This is a genomic window from Enterococcus sp. AZ129 (genome assembly GCF_051714505.1).
GTDB lineage: Bacteria > Bacillota > Bacilli > Lactobacillales > Enterococcaceae > Enterococcus > Enterococcus faecalis.
On the sequence record NZ_JBIORY010000001.1, the window covers coordinates 2,559,573 to 2,576,009 of the forward strand.

Here is a 16,437-nt window from a genome sequence, read left to right on the forward strand (position 1 = left end):
ATTTAGTTTAATCCTGCAATTTTCAATTCTTCAACATTTGCTGCTTTAGCATTTTCAGTCACTACGGCTTTAAATGTCACTTGGTCGCCCTCTTTTAAGAATAGCGCCAGCGGACTGTTATTAGTCGTTACGCTAAAAATGGTTTTTTCATCTTCTAGTAAAAACGAAACTACCGTTTGCGCTTCCCCAGCTACTACTGAGACACGAGCTACTTTACCTTGCATCGTTTTCAAGTTGGCTTTGTCTGTATTTTCATTGTTGCTTCCTTTGGTCACTAACTCAATTCGATAAGCGTCTAATGCGCCTTGTGCCGTGTCTGCATCAATCACAATATCATTATCTACGGCGTTTATATAGACATATTTTTTGAAAATCCCTTTACTGTCCATTAACGAAACAATCCACGTTGGCACGCCATCAATGTTATAAAGGACTGGCATACTAGCTTTCCATTTCTTTTCTGGATAAATTTTTGAAGCGATAGAAATGGCGCCATCACTATCCATAATGCCGACTTTAGTATCACGATAATACGTAACTTGGCCTGTTCGGGCATTGATTAAGGAATAACCTAAAGCGGAATCTTGGTCTTTTTCACTACTTGTAAAGTCCGTAAAATAAAGCAACTGGTTCCCTTCCTTGTTCATCATCGGCGTAATTTGTCCTGATGCATAAATACCATTTTCAGTTGGAATTTTAACATCTTTTTTGGCACCAAACATTGTCTGGTTCCACCAGCCTTGACTGTAACGACCAAAGAATTCATTTAAGCTATTCGCCGCTGAACTAGTAATCGGCGCATCAACGAAACTTGGGGCTTTTTGACTGTCATAAACGTTAACTTCTCCTGTTGTAGCATTTAATACGGCCGTTTTAAATTCATTATAGTGCATGCGACCAGAAACCCCATACTCTTTGTAAAGCGTTTGAATATAGTAAGGATTCCCTTGGTCATCCAGCTCTAAATTGATTGTGCCAGTTGCTGCATAGCCTGGATAAGCGGAATAAATTTTTCGTGCGGCATCTTTGCCAAAGTAAGCTGAAGGAGTATAAACAATTGGTTTTTCTACAAATTCTGGCTGTGCGTTGATATCTGTCGCACTAATGATGAAATAGCCAGGTACTTCCCCCAGTTTTAGCCATTTAAAGAAGCCATTAAATTCGACTGTTGCTACATAAACATACTCGCCATTGACAACTTGTGCCGTTATACCATCCAAAGTAAACATATTGGAATTGGGAATGACGGAAAATTTTTGTAACATTTTTCGTTTCGCCGTTTGTGGTGCAATCGCAATGGGTGTTTCTTTCGCCGAAGTTAAAACTTCAGCTTTTTCTTCCGTTTTTAAAGGAATCGTTTGATAAATTTCATCAATAGAAGAGATTCTGGTAATACTACTGACAATAGTCAACAAAATCATTGCCAAAACGGCAACACCCAAAATTTTGCCAGACCAGTCTTTGTTAGCCGTTTTGTTGGTATTCTTCCCTACTTCTTTGCGGCCCTTTTGGATACCAGGAACTTCGACTTTACTAGCTAAGCGTGTACTTAATAACACCCCACTAGCAATCACTGCGCCAATCAGATTAATCCATAACACGGTTGAAAGATTTTTACTTGGCAAAGTCACAAATAAAAAGATACCTAACAAGAGCAATTCAATCGCCATTAATAGAATGGTCCCCTTACTCTTTTTCCCTTTATTCGCTACGATTTTGGCGCCATTCGCAACTAAGATCCCGATACCAAAAAATAACGTTAACCCAATAAAATTAAAAAACATTCACTTGCCCTCCTCATGGATAAGTAAAAAAAGTGCTCCCACTCATTGTAGAAGCACTTCCTGTGATCCATTCTATTATAACGTTTTCTATTTTTACTGACAATATCGTTGAAGCAAAATCAGTCGGAAGGCTTAGAGTTCTGAAGAACGTTTATTTCTCTGGCTGAATATAAGGAACGATAGGTGCGGTCACGCCAATTGAAGCACCACGAACAAAAGGTTCATTTTGTAAGGCTTTGAAATTTTTGGTTTGTCCGGTGAGCATGACTCCCCAAATAGGTAATTTTTCGACTTTTTTATTTTTATTTTGTTGGATAAACTTTTGGCCTTCTTGGTTGTCAGCAAACAACGGGGATTTTTCTAAGGTTTCAAAAAAGTGTTGCTTGTCGTTTTCAGGATCAAATATTTCGTTGTGATCGTCCATGCTTAATTGAAAACCATAAGGCAGCGTACCAGAAGGACCTTCTTTTTCATTAACCGTTTTGGAGTAAACATAGAGCCAAACTAAGTTGACATTGCTCGGTAACATTTTGCGGACTTCTTCATATGGATAAGGTTTATCAAAAGAAATCGCCACTTCCGCTACTTGGTTTTCCATTTTATCTAATTCACTTAATTCGTTTTTAACATCACCATAGTAATTGGTAATCGCTGGGTTATAAAAAGATGCTACTTTCTGCTTGGTTTGTCGGTTGTATTCATAAAAATTCTTAGAAGAATAATAGCTACCAGGATAGACTTCATTCCAGTCAATCGAATTTCTGAAAAAGCTATATCTGCTACGTAAATTACTCCACTCCACCGTGTAACCATCAATATTTTTTGAACGATTGGTCACAACTTCGCCCCCAAAAGGCGAACTATTAGCAATTACTTGGGAGTCTAATTGAGTGTTTGGTGAAGCAATCATTTCTTGATCATTTATTACTTCTAGTAAGGCCTGATAGTTTTTCGTCGAAAGTTTATCCATTCCCACAAAAAAACCGACAAACAATACGGCAAAACTAACAACGGTTATGGCACCAATCACGATAAATTGTTTTCTTTTCGCTTTACGAATACTTTTTTTTAAATCCACTTCTATTCCTCCAGTTCTTTTTTTAATTTTTGACGTGTGCGATACAATTTTTTGCGAACATTTTCAACAGATAATTCTAAAATCAACGCAATCTCGGCATACGATAATTGATAATAATATTTCAAAAGCAATAGTTCTTGTTCCTCGTCTTTTAAGGAATCGATCAATAATAATAACTCTTGCCCCTCCATTTTTTCTATTGATTGCACAGGATGACTGTTTGCCACAAAAGTGCGTTCTCGTTTCTTTTTTCGATACATCGTAATGTAGTAATTAAATGTTACTCGGAAAAACCACGGGCGTAGATTTTCTGATGTAATTTCAGGTAATATTGAAAAAATCGTTGTATATGTTTGCGACACTGCATCTTGTGCATCTTCAAGACTTGCTCCTCGGCGAATCAAGACTTGGATGACTTCTTGTCCCAAAGAAAATAGTACTTCGTCAAAATTTGCCTCCTTTTTCATCTGATTTCTCCTTTCACTTATACAACGTTTCAACTAGGGAAAAAGTGGACAGTTCTTCGTTCATTATTTTTATGTATTTTTCTCTCAATAAAAAATGCTCCTGCTTAAGCAGAAGCATTTTTGTTTTTGCTTATTTATCATTTTCCAATGACTAATCTTCGTGTATAAACGGCTTGCCCAGAATGCATCACTGCATCATCAATCGCTGAAACTAAACGCACTTGTCTAGTCACCGGCGGGGTGCAATTTTTATCAATCACGTCTGACAATTGTTCTTCTTTGATTTGGTCTAAATAGCTTTTGGTAAGTGCCACACTGGCAGCCAAATAGTCACTAAGCAATTGCTTTTCTGCCACCACGACTTTCGCCGCTTCTTCTGGTGTGTGATGCCAGTCTTCTGTTTCATCTGGCAAATCCAAGGCAAATTTTTCTGTCCAGTGTTGGCTAAGCCATAACGGTTCACTATGATTAAGTGCGGAAATTTGTAGGTCTAATTCTCTGGCTGTGTGCCACATCAGCCAAGTAACAGACTTGATTAATGGTGCGGGCATCGTGTTTGCTTCGGCAACGGTCATTTGCGCAAGTGTTTCTTCAAAACGTTCATGCGCTCGGTCAAGAGTTTCACTAGAAAGTTGAGTGACTTTCATAAAAATACCTCCTTTGTGTTGGTGCCTGTTCTTTCATTTCTATTTTCTATTATACTGCAAAAGAATCCGTTGTAGCTCTTTTTTGGCTGCGGTATCTGCGGAAAGGGTAAAGATCACTTTCTTTCTTCAAAAATAACACCCCCCTAAGTAAAAAAGAATTGACAATTCTCGTAGTTTCCCTTAGTATGTGGAAAAGTACCTTTAAGATAGTCCGAGAGGCTAACAAGGCAAAGTTCTGTAAAATTCTGTATTTTTGTATAGTGAATGATACGAGATGTCTTGCCCTTTTTTTGTGTGCAAGGCTTTTTTTGCGCGGTGCTTAATCAATTTATTTGGGAGGCAACAAAGTGGAAAAGAAAAAACGTGAAGTGAAAGGTATCTCATTTACCAAAAAAATGGTGATTTCATTGGTGGGAGGATTAATCGTTGGGCTCGGCTTTTTATTTTTAAGAGAGCACCTTATTCGCAGCAATCAAGGCGCTGTGTGGCAGACAATCAATCAGATTCTTTTCCAAGATATTTCAGATCCTGAAAAAGGACAATCTGCGATTGGGCTTTTCTATATTATTGGTCAACTATTTATCAACGGCCTACAATTAGTGATTGTGCCGATGGTCTTTACTTCAATTACTTTAGCCATTTGTCATATTACCGATACGCAAAAATTAGGACGAATTTCCTATAAAACGATTTTTGGCTTTTTATCGATGTCACTGATTGCTCTATTAACGGCTGGAATTGTGGGCTATAGCGTATATTTAACTGGCGCTTTTAATGTGTCGTTATCTGAAACGCTAGCTCCTGTCGAAGTAAGTACGAGCGGCAACCCATTAATGGTGATTGTCAATGCTGTCACGAAAAATATCGGTTCTGCATTTAGCGACAATGGTGCGATTTTAGCCGTTGTTGTGTTGGCAGTGATTACTGGTTTATGTATTAATGCATTAGGAGATAAAATTCGTGTTTTCAAAAAATTAATTGAAGAAGTCAATGCGATGGTCACGTTATTTTTAACCTTTGTAATTACTAAATTTGCTCCTATCGCCGTCTTTATGTTGTTAGTTCGGACGTTTGCTTCTTACGGGATTGATTATTTAAAACCAGCGTTAGTCTACGTTGTAACAACGACAGCGACGCTCTTAGCCTTTTTGATGATCGGTTACCCGTTATTTATCTTATTTGCGACAAAATTAAATCCTGTTCCTTTTATTAAAAAGATTATGAAAGTTGTGGTTTTTGGATTTTCTACTTCTTCTTCAGCAGCCACTTTACCGTTAAATACAAAAACAACGGTTGAAGAGTTAGGTGTCGACAGCGATGTTGCCGCCTTTGTCTTGCCGTTAGGAATGACTATTAATATGAACGGCACAGCGATTATGCAAGTAATTGCGGCTATTTTTGTGGCGGGCGTAGCTGGTTATGAAGTGACACCAGCTAATATTGCCTTGATTGCCATTTTAGCTTTAATGTCATCTATTGGTACACCGGCGGCACCTGGCGCTGGCGGAATTATCCTTTTCACTATTTTAACTGGTTTAAACTATAACAATGAGATTGCGATTGCGACGTATTCATTGATTTTAGCCATTAATCGTCCAATCGAAATGCTCGTTACTAGCCTAAACGTGATTGGTGATAGCGCCACTGCGATTTATGTTGCACATTCGGAAGATTTGTTGGATGAAGCCACTTATCTGACTGATGTCGCTGACTTGCAAAATGCGGAAGCGGAGTAATTAATGAAAAAGCAGACTTCTTGTATGGAAGTCTGCTTTTTTCGTTATTGTTATTTTGAATATATTCATAAAACAATAATTATTTTAAATAAAAATTCTAGTTATTAATATATGCAACAGCACTACCGCTACCAAACTTAATTCCTGGCAAACATTTTTTATATAAATTGAGCTCTTTTAACGTGTCCTTTCTACTTGATAAAGCTTGGAATGCATAACGAGTCAGGCCATTCTCAAATATTTTTGATTCTGAATACTTTGAAGAAACTTTGTATGCAGCAACAACAGCATTATCCGCTCCAGTGTTAATGGCTATAATATAGCGAATACGGTGTATTTTATCACGACCAATTACCCAGTTACCCAAGGTACGCGACTTCAAGTTATCAACATCACGTAATGTATCATCTAATGGATACTCTTTCGTTTCATCCTTACTAAGGCGAAAAGCATCTCTTACTTTCACCGCTAGAATCAACTCATCTGTCGCTATTTCACTTATTGACATAGGTTGAAAACCAAAACATTCTTCAATGTCTTCCACTAACATAGCTTTAGAACCATGCCCTTTTACTAAGTTTGTCAACGGTAGCCTTTGAATAAGCCGTGCATAATTAATCAACGCATTTTCACTTGCAAAAGCCTCAGCTTCAGATAATCCATAACTAAGTATATAGCTTAGTACTTGCATCCCCAATGCATTTATCTCTTGAATCGTTTTTATTTTTAATGTTCCCGCTGTTTCATCGTTTTTTAATAAATTTGATTGTCGCAACAAATTTAGCGCAGCTTGTCGATGAGCAAAAACACGATTATCTTTCCCTTTACCAATATAAAAAGGTTGGTTGTTTCTTGGATCAACCAAACAGTATACATAATAAATATGCTGATCATCTTTTTGTAACTTATTTAGTGTTGGGGCAGAAAATTTATCTAACATCTATTTTGACTCCTTCTTTCTAAATTTCCGCTTCTTAAACACCGCCCCTATTTATGATACGGTTCCCCTTTCATAATCCGAAAACCGCGATAAATTTGTTCCACTAATACCAAACGCATTAACTGATGTGGATAAGTTAAGCGGCCAAAAGAAATTTGTTGGTTACTTCGCTGAAGGACTGAATCACTGAGACCTAAGGAGCCACCAATGACAAAGGTTAGATTACTTTTGCCACTAATCCCTAATTGTTCAATTTCTTTTGAAAATTCTTCACTAGATAATTGTTTGCCATTAATGGCTAAAACAAAGACGTATTCGTTGTCATTAATTTTCCCCAAAATACGTTGGCCTTCTTTTTCTTTGACTTGAAGCATTTCAGCGTCACTGAGTTTTTCTGGGGCTTTTTCATCTGGTACTTCAATGATTTCCATCTTGGCATAGCTATTTAAACGTTTCAGATATTCATTAATGCCTTGAATCAGGTATTTTTCTTTCAGTTTTCCGACTGTTACTAGTTTAATTTTCACCTATTCCACTACTTTCTCGTTTTCTCTTCTTTCTTATTTTAGCACGAAGTTTGGCTACTTTCCACAACGTTTCCACATACTTATACACATATACACAGAGTTATCCACAGAATAAACTAAAAAATTACTTTATTTAACAGCTTTTTCAATACAAACACATATTCGCCACTGATTTGTCCACATTATCCACATTCTGTGGATAACTTTCTTAAAAACTATACACAGAGTTATTCCCGATTTGTTCACATTTTTCTGTGTATAACTTTTTCATTCGTATTTTTTCTGTAATTTTTCCCTAAGTTGTTCATAAAAAATTCAAAGCTATTCGATAGACTAAAGGAGTAGGAAACAGATATACTTAATATAGAAAATTCAGATGCACTTATTGGGAGGTTATTTTATGCAACGAAAAGATGTTACACCTAATTCAGATAAAAAAAGTTTATTGCAAAAATTTGGGATTGGTTTAGCTGGCGGCTTACTTGGTGGCGCCCTTATTCTAGGAGGCGCTTATTCTGGGATTATTCCCACACCCAACGGCGGAAATAATGCGGCGACGACGACATCCACTAATCACGGCGACACAAAAGTCAGCAATGTGAGTTACAATGTTTCTAGCGATGTCACAAAAGCCGTGAAAAAAGTTCAAAATTCTGTGGTTTCTGTCATTAATATGCAAAGTGCTAGCAACAATTCTTCGGCAGATGATCCTTTTGGGGGATTGTTCGGTGGGAATGAAGGTACTCAAGACTCTTCCGGCAACAATGGTAACGATTTAGAAGCAGCCAGTGAAGGTAGTGGGGTTATTTATAAGAAAGATGGTAAAACGGCTTATGTCGTGACAAATAACCACGTCGTAGATAAAGCGCAAGGATTGGAAGTTGTTTTATCTGATGGTACCAAAGTGAAAGGCGAATTAGTCGGAACCGATGCTTACACGGATTTAGCCGTGATTAAAATTTCTTCCGACAAAGTTGATCAAGTCGCTGAGTTTGGAAATTCTAGTAAAATCACAGTCGGTGAGCCTGCGATTGCGATTGGTTCCCCGCTAGGTTCTGATTATGCTAACTCTGTCACACAAGGAATCATCTCTTCTGTGAATAGAAATATTACCAATAAAAACGAGTCTGGTGAAACCATCAATATTAATGCCATTCAAACCGATGCTGCCATTAATCCAGGAAACTCTGGTGGTCCACTAATCAATATTGAAGGACAAGTCATTGGCATTAACTCAGTAAAAATTGTGCAATCAACTAGTCAAGTGAGCGTTGAAGGGATGGGCTTTGCCATTCCAAGTAATGACGTAGTCAACATTATCAACCAATTAGAAAAAGATGGTAAAGTGACGCGGCCAGCTCTCGGGATTACGATGTCTGATTTAACAGGTATCTCTTCACAACAACAAGAACAAATTTTAAAAATTCCAGCTTCTGTAAAAACTGGCGTAGTGGTTCGTGGTGTTGAAGCAGCGACCCCTGCTGAAAAGGCTGGATTGGAAAAATACGATGTTATCACGAAAGTTGACGGCCAAGACGTAAGCTCTACTACAGATTTACAAAGCGCGCTTTACAAGAAAAAAGTTGGCGACAAAATGGAAGTGACTTATTATCGTGGTTCTAAAGAAATGAAAGCAACCATCGATTTAACCATTGATAAATCAGCTTTAACACAACAAAATAATCGCAGCAATCAATAAAAGAAAGAAACGACCTGTTGTTCAGACAACAGGTCGTTTCTTTCTTTTATTCTCCTACCGCAAATGCAGAACCGACTTCTGCATCAAAAGGCAATTCTAAGATTCCTTTTTTAGCAGGTGCATTTGGTAAACGTAATTCTTTTGCTGAACAAATCATTCCAAAACTTTCTTCACCACGTAAAACCCCTGGCCAAATCATTAAACCATCAGGCATCATTGCGCCTGGTTTGGCCACAACTACTTTTTGTCCTGCTTTGATGTTCGGTGCGCCACAAACAATTTGTAAGATTTCGCCGTTGTCTACTTCTGTTTGTGTGATAGATAAATGATCTGAATCCGGGTGTTTTTTACATGATTTGACAAAGCCGACCACAATTTTAGGGGTGTCGTCTTTTTCAAGGGTTTCTGAAAATCCCGCATCTTTAATCGCTGTATTGACTTTTTCAATTTGTTCGTCTGTTAAAGTCACTTGGCCGGTGCCATTAATGTCACCTAGAAGCGCTGAAGCATTGAAAATATTCCAAGCTACCACTGTTTCTGGCGCCTCAACTAAACTTACACGTGCCACATCCCCGACACGTTTTACTTGGTTTTCCGCCCCTTGATCGTCCGCAACGATGACAAGTAAGACATCGCCAACGTGTTCTTTGTTATATGCAAAAATCATTTTTGTTCCTCCTCTGTCGTTTTCCTGTCTTATCTTATCAAAAATTGACCCCTTGTGCATACTTTTTTGTCGAAAAACTAAAAGACTTGGAAAATATGTCGCTACGACTTATTCTCCAAGTCCTCAATTTTGAGTGACAAGCCGCTGATCCTTTGAAAAAACAAAAGAAACGTTAGGTCAACTCTCTATTCAATCAATAACTCTTTTTGCTTATTTTTCTTCAGAGTGAACAATTAAGACATCGCAAGGGGCTTGACGAATAATGTAGCTACTGACGCTTCCCATGACCACACGTTCGACTGCGTTTAATCCTGATTGTCCCACCATAATTAAATCAACATTGTATTTTTCAGGTAATTCATGACTCATGACTTCTTTGGGTGAACCAAACATGGTAACTGTTTCAACATTATGAAAATCAACGCTTTCAGCATACTTTTTACAATTGGCCATTAATTCTTCCGCAGCAGCTGTTTCTTGATCAATTAATTGATCATTTAGCGTCGAATACCCCATCATTGTATACACTTGATTTTCTAAAATATTTGCAACAATGACTCGGCTTCCGTTTCGACGAGCAACCTCAATTGCACGTTCATAAGCTAAATTGGCTTGATCACTACCGTCTACGCCGACAAGAATATTTTTATACATTTGTTCTTCCATTTTCGTCACCTTCCCGATGGAGGCTGATCTAAAAGGCTTCTTTGACTAAGAAACTAGAGTCAAAAATGAATTTAGGATCCTTACGCAGAACGCCCTTTTGTCCAGCTGATTCTCTCTTAATTTAATGGTTCCTCTGGTTCATGAAAATTAGCCTAAGCTAGTTAAAAATGCACTGATTTCTTCTTTTGTTTTTCGATCTTTATTTACTAAGCGTCCTAACTCTTGACCGTTTTCAATTACGACAAAACTCGGAATACCAAAAATATTCCACTCGGCAGCCACGTCAATAAACTGATCACGGTCAACTTCGATAAATTGAAACGCTGGAAATGCTTCTTCAATTTCAGGCATGACTGGTTTAATGAAACGACAGTCTCCGCACCAATCAGCAGTAAAGAAGAAAACATTTTTACCTTTTTCAACATAAGTGGCTAGTTCTTCTAATGAATTGGGATAAATCATTTAAACATCCTCTACTTTCCGTAAACAATTGTATTAACTGTTGATTTATCCAAGCCACGTAATGCTTGTAACAACATTTCCCGCGCTGCTTCATAATCCGCAATACTAAACATTGTTTGATGCGTATGGATGTAACGACCACAAACGCCGATGACTGTACTTGGTACACCATTATTAGTTGTGTGCGCTGCCCCAGCATCCGTTCCGCCTTTAGAAACAAAATATTGATACGGAATATTGTGTGTCGCTGCTGTATCTAATAAATATTCACGTAAGCGAGGCAATGTGATCAAACCTGGGTCGAAAATCCGTAATAACGTCCCTTCACCTAAATGACCATATGTCCCTTTTTTCGTGTGAATATCATCTGCCGCTGAACAATCCACCGCAAAGAAGATATCTGGATTAAATTTATGAACAGATGGTTTAGAACCACGTAAACCGACTTCTTCTTGTACGTTTGCTCCAGCAATTAATGTGTGGCCTAATTCTTCATTTTGTAACGTTTCCAATGCATCTAATACCAACGTACAACCATAGCGGTTATCCCATGATTTACTGATAATATTTTTGCCATTGGCTGTTTTAATCGTTTCTGTTTGTGGAACAATAGAATCCCCTGGACGAACACCAAAGCTTTCAGCTTCTTCTTTTGAAGAGAATCCTGCATCAAATAACACATCAGAGACTTCTAATTGTTTTTGACCACTCGTACCACGCAACAAGTGTGGCGGAATAGATGAAGAAATACATGGATAGTTCCCTTTACTTGTTTTTAACGTAAAACGTTGTGCTGAAACAACATAGGGATTCCAGCCACCTAAAGGAACTACTTGGAATAAACCATTATCGTTAATTTGAGTTAACATGAAGCCAACTTCGTCCATGTGGGCTGCTACCATTACACGTGGCGCTGCTTCCACTTTTGAACGTTTAATCCCAAAAATACCACCTAAACCATCATATTGAACATCGTCCACTAACGGGGTGATATGTTCTTTCATGTACGCGCGAATGTCGTCTTCAAATCCGCTGGTTCCTTGTAATTCAGTTAATTCCTTGATTCGTTGAAATGTTTTTTCTTCCATAGATGTATGTCCTATTGCTTTTGATTTGTTGGAAATTACGCCAACCAAGCGTCACTTTTCCTCTAAAAAGTCACTTTATCCTGTCGATAAAAATAGGTACTCCTTTCATATGATTTCACTCTTATTATAACGCAAATACTAGAAAATGCACATCGCTTTCTCTTTTTAAACGTGACAATGAGAATGCCCTAAAAGAATGATTGAAAAACTTTTTTTATTTCTCAGCGGCCCCTTCTCTATGGTAAAATAAGAGTGATACTGACAAAAGTAATAGTAAGCAGAAACCGACCAAGGGAGGTCATACAAATGAACGAAGAAAATGAGTTGACATACTTTAAAGGCGGCTTAGCGCTAGGTGTTGGTCTTGGTTTAGTAGGCGGCATTGCCTCAACCTTGTTCTACCATAAGAAAAAAACAATCTCCGCTGATCTCGTCTTAGAAAATGTAAAAGCTGCTTTTTTAAAAGAAGGACCGATTGAAGGTTCGTGGATTGAGTTTGAGAAAAAGCCCTTGCGGAAATTCGCCATCCACTCCAAAACATATACTGGAGGAATTTGCCGCATTGAAGACGACGGCATTGTTCAATACGAATTCACTGCAGATGCCTACACAGGAACTGTCATTGACATCCAACGATTAAAAGATTAAAAAGATTGTTACAAAAGCACTTATTTGCTTTTGTAACAATCTTTTTTTCTTCTCATTTGTTTTTTGTAAAAGGGATGTTTATTTTATGTCAAAAAAATCAAATCAATGATGAATAAATACTCAAAAATCGAATGTTTTCTGCATGGAAATTAGCTTAAATCTTTACTTATCAACGTTTGTCCACTTTTTTCATAAAAAAGATTAGACATTTTTTAAAAATTGATAAAAGAATAATCATTTCTAACGATTTTTTAATTTCTCCTTTTCATTTTTACATTATACTGAGAGTATTGCTAAAAATGAAAAGGAGCGTGTCAAATGAAGAAATCTGTTTTATTTACTTCATTACTTGTATTATCAAGCTTAGCTTTAGCGGCCTGCGGCGGTGGCAGTGACGATAAAGGAGCAAGCAACGGCGGCAGCGACAACCAAGTATACACAATGGTTGAATCCCAAGAAATGCCTAGTGCCGATCCGTCCCTTGCGACAGATGAAGTGAGTTTTACCACTTTAAATAATGTCTACGAAGGAATCTATCGTTTAGATAAAGACAACAAACCCGCGCCTGCTGGTGCAGCCGAAAAAGCGACTGTTTCAGAAGACGGTTTAGTTTACAAAGTTAAATTACGTGAAGAATCAAAATGGTCTGATGGCAAACCAGTTACTGCTGCAGATTACGTTTATGGTTGGCAACGAACAGTGGATCCTGCCACTGCTTCAGAATATGCCTACATGTTTGAACCAGTAAAAAATGCTGAAAAAATTTCTAAAGGGGAACTACCTAAAGAAGAATTGGGCATTAAAGCAATCAATGATCATGAATTGGAAATCACTTTAGAAACAGCAACACCATATTTTGACGATTTATTGGCTTTCCCTTCTTTCTTGCCGCAACGTCAAGATATCGTTGAACGTTTTGGTAAAGATTATACAAAGAGTAGCGATAAAGCAGTCTACAATGGTCCGTTTACGCTAACTGAGTTTGATGGTCCCGGAACAGATACTAAATGGTCTTTAACTAAAAATGAAGAATATTGGGACAAAGAGACTGTCAAGTTAGATAAAGTCGCTATCAACGTGGTGAAAGAAGCCCCAACTGCCTTAAATCTTTATGAAACTGGTGAAGTGGATGATACGTATTTATCTGGCGAACTGGCCCAACAAATGCAAAACTCGCCTGACTTGGTCCAATTAAAAGCCGCTTCTTCTTTCTATTTAGAAATGAATCAAGCAGATGAAAAATCACCATTGACCAACGCAAACTTACGTCGTGCTATGTCTTATGCCATCGATCGCGATTCATTAGCTAAAAACATTTTAGCCAATGGCTCTCTTCCTTCACAAGGCTTCGTCCCTGTGGATGTCGCGAAATCACCAAAAACGGGTGAAGACTTTGTTAAAGAAGCTGGTAGCGACAAATTAGTCAAATACGACAAGAAAAAAGCTGTGGAATACTGGAACAAAGCGAAACAAGAACTTGGTGTTTCAAACTTAACGGTTGATTTAATGGTAGACGACTCTGAAGGCGCTAAAAAAATGGGCGAATATCTTCAAGGATCACTGTCTGATACTTTGGAAGGCTTAAAAGTAACTGTGACGCCTGTCCCAATGGCCGTTCGTTTAGATCGTACCTTAAAAGGGGACTTCCAAATCGCTGTTCGTGGTTGGAGTGCCGACTATTCAGACCCAATTAACTTCTTAGATTTATTAGAAAGCTCAACTTCTAATAACCGTGGACGTTACAGCAATCCTGAATACGATAAATTCATTGCTGCGTCCAAAACCACAGATGTTAACGACCCTGAAAAACGCTGGGAAGATCTAATCAACGCTGAAAAAACAGTAATTGCTGATATGGGTGTTGTGCCAATTTACCAAAAAGCAGAATCACACTTACGTGCACCAAACGTGAAAGAAATTATTTATCATCCAACAGGTGCTAAATACGACTTCAAGTGGGCGTATAAAGAATAAAGTAAAGGTCTCCTTCAATTTTGGAAGGAGACCTTTATTATTTATACTGACACGTTTCTAAATGATCATTCACCAATCCCGCCGCCTGTAAAAAGGAATAGACTGTCGTGGCACCTAAAAATTTAAATCCTCTTTTTTTTAACGCTCGACTAATCTGTTGCGATAATTCCGTGGAGGCTGGAACCTCTTCTGGGTGCTGCCAGTGATTAACGATTGGTTGCTGATCAACAAAGTTCCAGAGGTAGCGATCAAAGGAGCCAAATTCTGCCTGAATTTCTTGAAAAACTTGCGCATTCGTGATGGTCGCTTGAATTTTTAAACGATGACGAATCACATCAGGATTTGCTAGTAAAGCTAAAATTTTTTCCTCATCATATCGCGCAATTTTCCGATAATCAAACGCATCATAAGCTGCCCTGAGCGTTTCTCGTTTATTCAAAATAATCGCCCAGCTTAAGCCCGCTTGCATACTTTCCAAGGTCAATAACTCAAATAACTGTTGTTCTTCATGAATTGGACGTCCCCATTCATCATCATGATAGGCTTGCATCTCTTCCGTTGTATTCGTTGCCCAAGTACATCGCTCCATTGTCCAGCCTCCTTTTATTTGCTAAAAAAGATGCGAACAAAGGGTACTGCCTTTTGTTCCACACCTTTTCTTATTCCTAATAAAATGCCCAGAAGTTTAACGCTTCATTCATCACTTCTTCGGCTGTAAATGTCCGTTTTGAATGGCCCTTTTCTTCTGAATCGTTTGGATCATTAATCCAGAAATCGCCTTTTTCATCCACACCACTCATCACCATAATGTGACCAGTTGTAGTGAAATAGCCCGGTTTTACAGAAATAATGACTGGATGACCTTCCTTCAAGAAAGCTGCCACTGTTTCAATATCCCCAATTTCTTGACAGTTATAGCCTTTCATTTCAGCATATGCACTAAAAATAGACCACGCCGTTCCTTGCCCTTCCATAAAGAAGTCATTTTTTGCCCAAGCTAACACATCTAGAGGAGTAACTTCTTGGTGATCCATGTATGAACCAACCATTGCAAGCGACACAATCGCACAGCCATTAATTTCGATTGTATTCGGCTTATCCACATTGCCAAATCCGTATGCGGTGTCTTTCCATTTAGCATCTGTCTGCAATTCTAACGGCAAATCCAGATGTCCATTATATTGCTTCTTTTCAATTTCTTGATTGACCTGTTGTCCATAGCTTAAAGGTTTGACTTTTTTCTCAATTTTAACTGGTGCTGGTTCTTTTGTTTTACTTGATTCAGCACTAGCTTTGACATATGAATCATCAAACCAACTTGAAAACCCACCTGATTTCATCGGCGAAAACTGCGCTAACAACCCGCCAAAGCCAAACGATACCAACAACACCGTGAGAACTTTTTTTTGGTAACCTGATGGTTTTTTTGACATACTATTCATCCTTTTCTATCTATTGACTACATCCGATAATCTTATGTATTTCTTATATGCTCACACATTATACTACTTTCTTTTTCGAAAAACAGAAACGTTGGTAAATTCTCATAATTATTGAAGGCGAACATATTTTCTTGAATTTTATCACAAAATTAGGTAAAATACAGGTAATTAGTCATTTGAGTTTTATTCTATTTTATTCGTAAAGGAGGCAGAAGAATGGATCAACATAAAGCTACCATCAAGAGCATTTCTAAACTGATTACGCTCTCTTCCCAACATTTCTTTTCGGCATTTTTAGAAGATTCTCAAGATCAAAAGAATAAAGAAAAGGAACGCAGTGCGCTTTTACAAGAGCTCCAAGTCGCTGCCGCCCAAAAATCCTTAGTGGTCTTACAATTGAAAGAAGTCCCTACAGCGCATAAATTCGAAACGGTGATCGGCTGGATTGTCTCAAAAAATATTTCGGACAATATCGTCGTTCGTTTACAAACGGATGAACAACAGTTGCGCATGATTCCTGTTGCTTCTGTCATGAAAGTCAGCACGTTAGCCAATCGTCACCAACGTCAAATTCACTAGAATATTGAAGTCTTTATAAAATAAATAGAAACC

General features: G+C 38.0%; 17 protein-coding genes. 5 read left to right on the forward strand and 12 right to left on the reverse strand.

The features are described 5' to 3' along the window. Positions 1–2: 2 nt before the first annotated feature. The 4 genes from IGJ90_RS12610 to gst form a co-directional block, all read right to left on the reverse strand. A complete protein-coding gene (locus IGJ90_RS12610) occupies positions 3–1,784 on the reverse strand; it encodes a hypothetical protein (protein ID WP_002391386.1) in 1,782 nt (593 codons plus the stop codon). 151 nt (positions 1,785–1,935) lie between these two features. Next, positions 1,936–2,862: an anti-sigma factor gene (locus tag IGJ90_RS12615; protein ID WP_002367388.1), complete on the reverse strand. Its 927-nt coding sequence runs from the start codon at positions 2,860–2,862 to the stop codon at positions 1,936–1,938. A gap of 2 nt (positions 2,863–2,864) precedes the next feature. Continuing rightward, a complete protein-coding gene (locus IGJ90_RS12620) occupies positions 2,865–3,329 on the reverse strand; it encodes an RNA polymerase sigma factor (protein WP_002383292.1) in 465 nt (154 codons plus the stop codon). A 137-nt stretch (positions 3,330–3,466) separates the two neighbouring features. Then, the gene (gene gst, locus IGJ90_RS12625) at positions 3,467–3,976 is read right to left on the reverse strand and encodes a DinB family glutathione transferase (protein ID WP_438768226.1); all 510 of its coding nucleotides are present in this window, start codon (positions 3,974–3,976) and stop codon (positions 3,467–3,469) included. 332 nt (positions 3,977–4,308) lie between these two features. Between gst and IGJ90_RS12630 the strand changes: the two genes are divergently transcribed. Next, positions 4,309–5,712 (forward strand): dicarboxylate/amino acid:cation symporter, encoded by a 1,404-nt coding sequence (locus IGJ90_RS12630; RefSeq protein ID WP_025186698.1) that lies wholly within the window; start codon positions 4,309–4,311, stop codon positions 5,710–5,712. 97 nt (positions 5,713–5,809) lie between these two features. Here the strand turns inward: IGJ90_RS12630 and IGJ90_RS12635 are convergent, their stop codons facing one another. Both IGJ90_RS12635 and rlmH read right to left on the reverse strand, forming a co-directional pair. After that, a complete protein-coding gene (locus IGJ90_RS12635) occupies positions 5,810–6,652 on the reverse strand; it encodes an LEM-3-like GIY-YIG domain-containing protein (protein WP_002367391.1) in 843 nt (280 codons plus the stop codon). Between the two features lie 47 nt (positions 6,653–6,699). Then, on the reverse strand, positions 6,700–7,179 hold the full coding sequence (gene rlmH / locus IGJ90_RS12640; RefSeq protein ID WP_002355021.1) for a 23S rRNA (pseudouridine(1915)-N(3))-methyltransferase RlmH: 480 nt from the start codon (positions 7,177–7,179) through the stop codon (positions 6,700–6,702). 400 nt (positions 7,180–7,579) lie between these two features. Between rlmH and IGJ90_RS12645 the strand changes: the two genes are divergently transcribed. Continuing rightward, positions 7,580–8,878, forward strand: coding sequence for a S1C family serine protease (locus tag IGJ90_RS12645; protein ID WP_002368406.1), 1,299 nt, complete (start codon positions 7,580–7,582; stop codon positions 8,876–8,878). A gap of 46 nt (positions 8,879–8,924) precedes the next feature. Here the strand turns inward: IGJ90_RS12645 and ytpR are convergent, their stop codons facing one another. The 4 genes from ytpR to pepA all read right to left on the reverse strand — a co-directional run bounded on the left by ytpR (position 8,925) and on the right by pepA (position 11,761). After that, on the reverse strand, positions 8,925–9,545 hold the full coding sequence (gene ytpR / locus IGJ90_RS12650; protein ID WP_002361057.1) for a YtpR family tRNA-binding protein: 621 nt from the start codon (positions 9,543–9,545) through the stop codon (positions 8,925–8,927). 210 nt (positions 9,546–9,755) lie between these two features. Continuing rightward, positions 9,756–10,211: a universal stress protein gene (locus IGJ90_RS12655; protein ID WP_025186699.1), complete on the reverse strand. Its 456-nt coding sequence runs from the start codon at positions 10,209–10,211 to the stop codon at positions 9,756–9,758. A gap of 147 nt (positions 10,212–10,358) precedes the next feature. Next, on the reverse strand, positions 10,359–10,673 hold the full coding sequence (locus IGJ90_RS12660; protein ID WP_002355015.1) for a thioredoxin family protein: 315 nt from the start codon (positions 10,671–10,673) through the stop codon (positions 10,359–10,361). An 11-nt stretch (positions 10,674–10,684) separates the two neighbouring features. Beyond that, positions 10,685–11,761, reverse strand: coding sequence for a glutamyl aminopeptidase (gene pepA / locus IGJ90_RS12665; protein ID WP_002355013.1), 1,077 nt, complete (start codon positions 11,759–11,761; stop codon positions 10,685–10,687). A 306-nt stretch (positions 11,762–12,067) separates the two neighbouring features. Here pepA and IGJ90_RS12670 point away from each other — a divergent pair, with 306 nt between their 5' ends. Both IGJ90_RS12670 and IGJ90_RS12675 read left to right on the forward strand, forming a co-directional pair. Beyond that, entirely contained in the window at positions 12,068–12,409 is a 342-nt protein-coding gene (locus IGJ90_RS12670) for a PepSY domain-containing protein (RefSeq protein ID WP_002355012.1), read from the forward strand. Between the two features lie 318 nt (positions 12,410–12,727). Next, positions 12,728–14,383: a peptide ABC transporter substrate-binding protein gene (locus tag IGJ90_RS12675; protein ID WP_002355011.1), complete on the forward strand. Its 1,656-nt coding sequence runs from the start codon at positions 12,728–12,730 to the stop codon at positions 14,381–14,383. 37 nt (positions 14,384–14,420) lie between these two features. Here IGJ90_RS12675 and IGJ90_RS12680 read toward each other — a convergent pair whose 3' ends face one another. Both IGJ90_RS12680 and IGJ90_RS12685 read right to left on the reverse strand, forming a co-directional pair. Continuing rightward, positions 14,421–14,972: a DNA-3-methyladenine glycosylase I gene (locus IGJ90_RS12680; RefSeq protein ID WP_002367393.1), complete on the reverse strand. Its 552-nt coding sequence runs from the start codon at positions 14,970–14,972 to the stop codon at positions 14,421–14,423. A 76-nt stretch (positions 14,973–15,048) separates the two neighbouring features. Beyond that, the gene (locus tag IGJ90_RS12685) at positions 15,049–15,825 is read right to left on the reverse strand and encodes a peptidase C39 family protein (protein ID WP_002355000.1); all 777 of its coding nucleotides are present in this window, start codon (positions 15,823–15,825) and stop codon (positions 15,049–15,051) included. Between the two features lie 216 nt (positions 15,826–16,041). On the opposite strand from IGJ90_RS12685, the gene IGJ90_RS12690 reads away from it, so the two are divergent. Beyond that, positions 16,042–16,404: a hypothetical protein gene (locus IGJ90_RS12690; protein WP_002354999.1), complete on the forward strand. Its 363-nt coding sequence runs from the start codon at positions 16,042–16,044 to the stop codon at positions 16,402–16,404. The last annotated feature ends 33 nt before the right edge of the window (positions 16,405–16,437 follow it).

Bases quoted from the DNA above. Each gene is read 5' to 3' on its own strand.
- IGJ90_RS12610 (WP_002391386.1), bottom strand. From the start codon at position 1,784: ATGTTTTTTAATTTTATTGGGTTAACGTTATTTTTTGGTATCGGGATC.
- IGJ90_RS12645 (WP_002368406.1), top strand. From the start codon at position 7,580: ATGCAACGAAAAGATGTTACACCTAATTCAGATAAAAAAAGTTTATTG.
- pepA (WP_002355013.1), bottom strand. From the start codon at position 11,761: ATGGAAGAAAAAACATTTCAACGAATCAAGGAATTAACTGAATTACAA.
- IGJ90_RS12685 (WP_002355000.1), bottom strand. From the start codon at position 15,825: ATGAATAGTATGTCAAAAAAACCATCAGGTTACCAAAAAAAAGTTCTC.
- IGJ90_RS12680 (WP_002367393.1), bottom strand. From the start codon at position 14,972: ATGGAGCGATGTACTTGGGCAACGAATACAACGGAAGAGATGCAAGCC.
- IGJ90_RS12655 (WP_025186699.1), bottom strand. From the start codon at position 10,211: ATGGAAGAACAAATGTATAAAAATATTCTTGTCGGCGTAGACGGTAGT.
- IGJ90_RS12670 (WP_002355012.1), top strand. From the start codon at position 12,068: ATGAACGAAGAAAATGAGTTGACATACTTTAAAGGCGGCTTAGCGCTA.
- IGJ90_RS12675 (WP_002355011.1), top strand. From the start codon at position 12,728: ATGAAGAAATCTGTTTTATTTACTTCATTACTTGTATTATCAAGCTTA.
- IGJ90_RS12635 (WP_002367391.1), bottom strand. From the start codon at position 6,652: ATGTTAGATAAATTTTCTGCCCCAACACTAAATAAGTTACAAAAAGAT.
- IGJ90_RS12660 (WP_002355015.1), bottom strand. From the start codon at position 10,673: ATGATTTATCCCAATTCATTAGAAGAACTAGCCACTTATGTTGAAAAA.
- IGJ90_RS12620 (WP_002383292.1), bottom strand. From the start codon at position 3,329: ATGAAAAAGGAGGCAAATTTTGACGAAGTACTATTTTCTTTGGGACAA.
- ytpR (WP_002361057.1), bottom strand. From the start codon at position 9,545: ATGATTTTTGCATATAACAAAGAACACGTTGGCGATGTCTTACTTGTC.
- IGJ90_RS12690 (WP_002354999.1), top strand. From the start codon at position 16,042: ATGGATCAACATAAAGCTACCATCAAGAGCATTTCTAAACTGATTACG.
- gst (WP_438768226.1), bottom strand. From the start codon at position 3,976: ATGAAAGTCACTCAACTTTCTAGTGAAACTCTTGACCGAGCGCATGAA.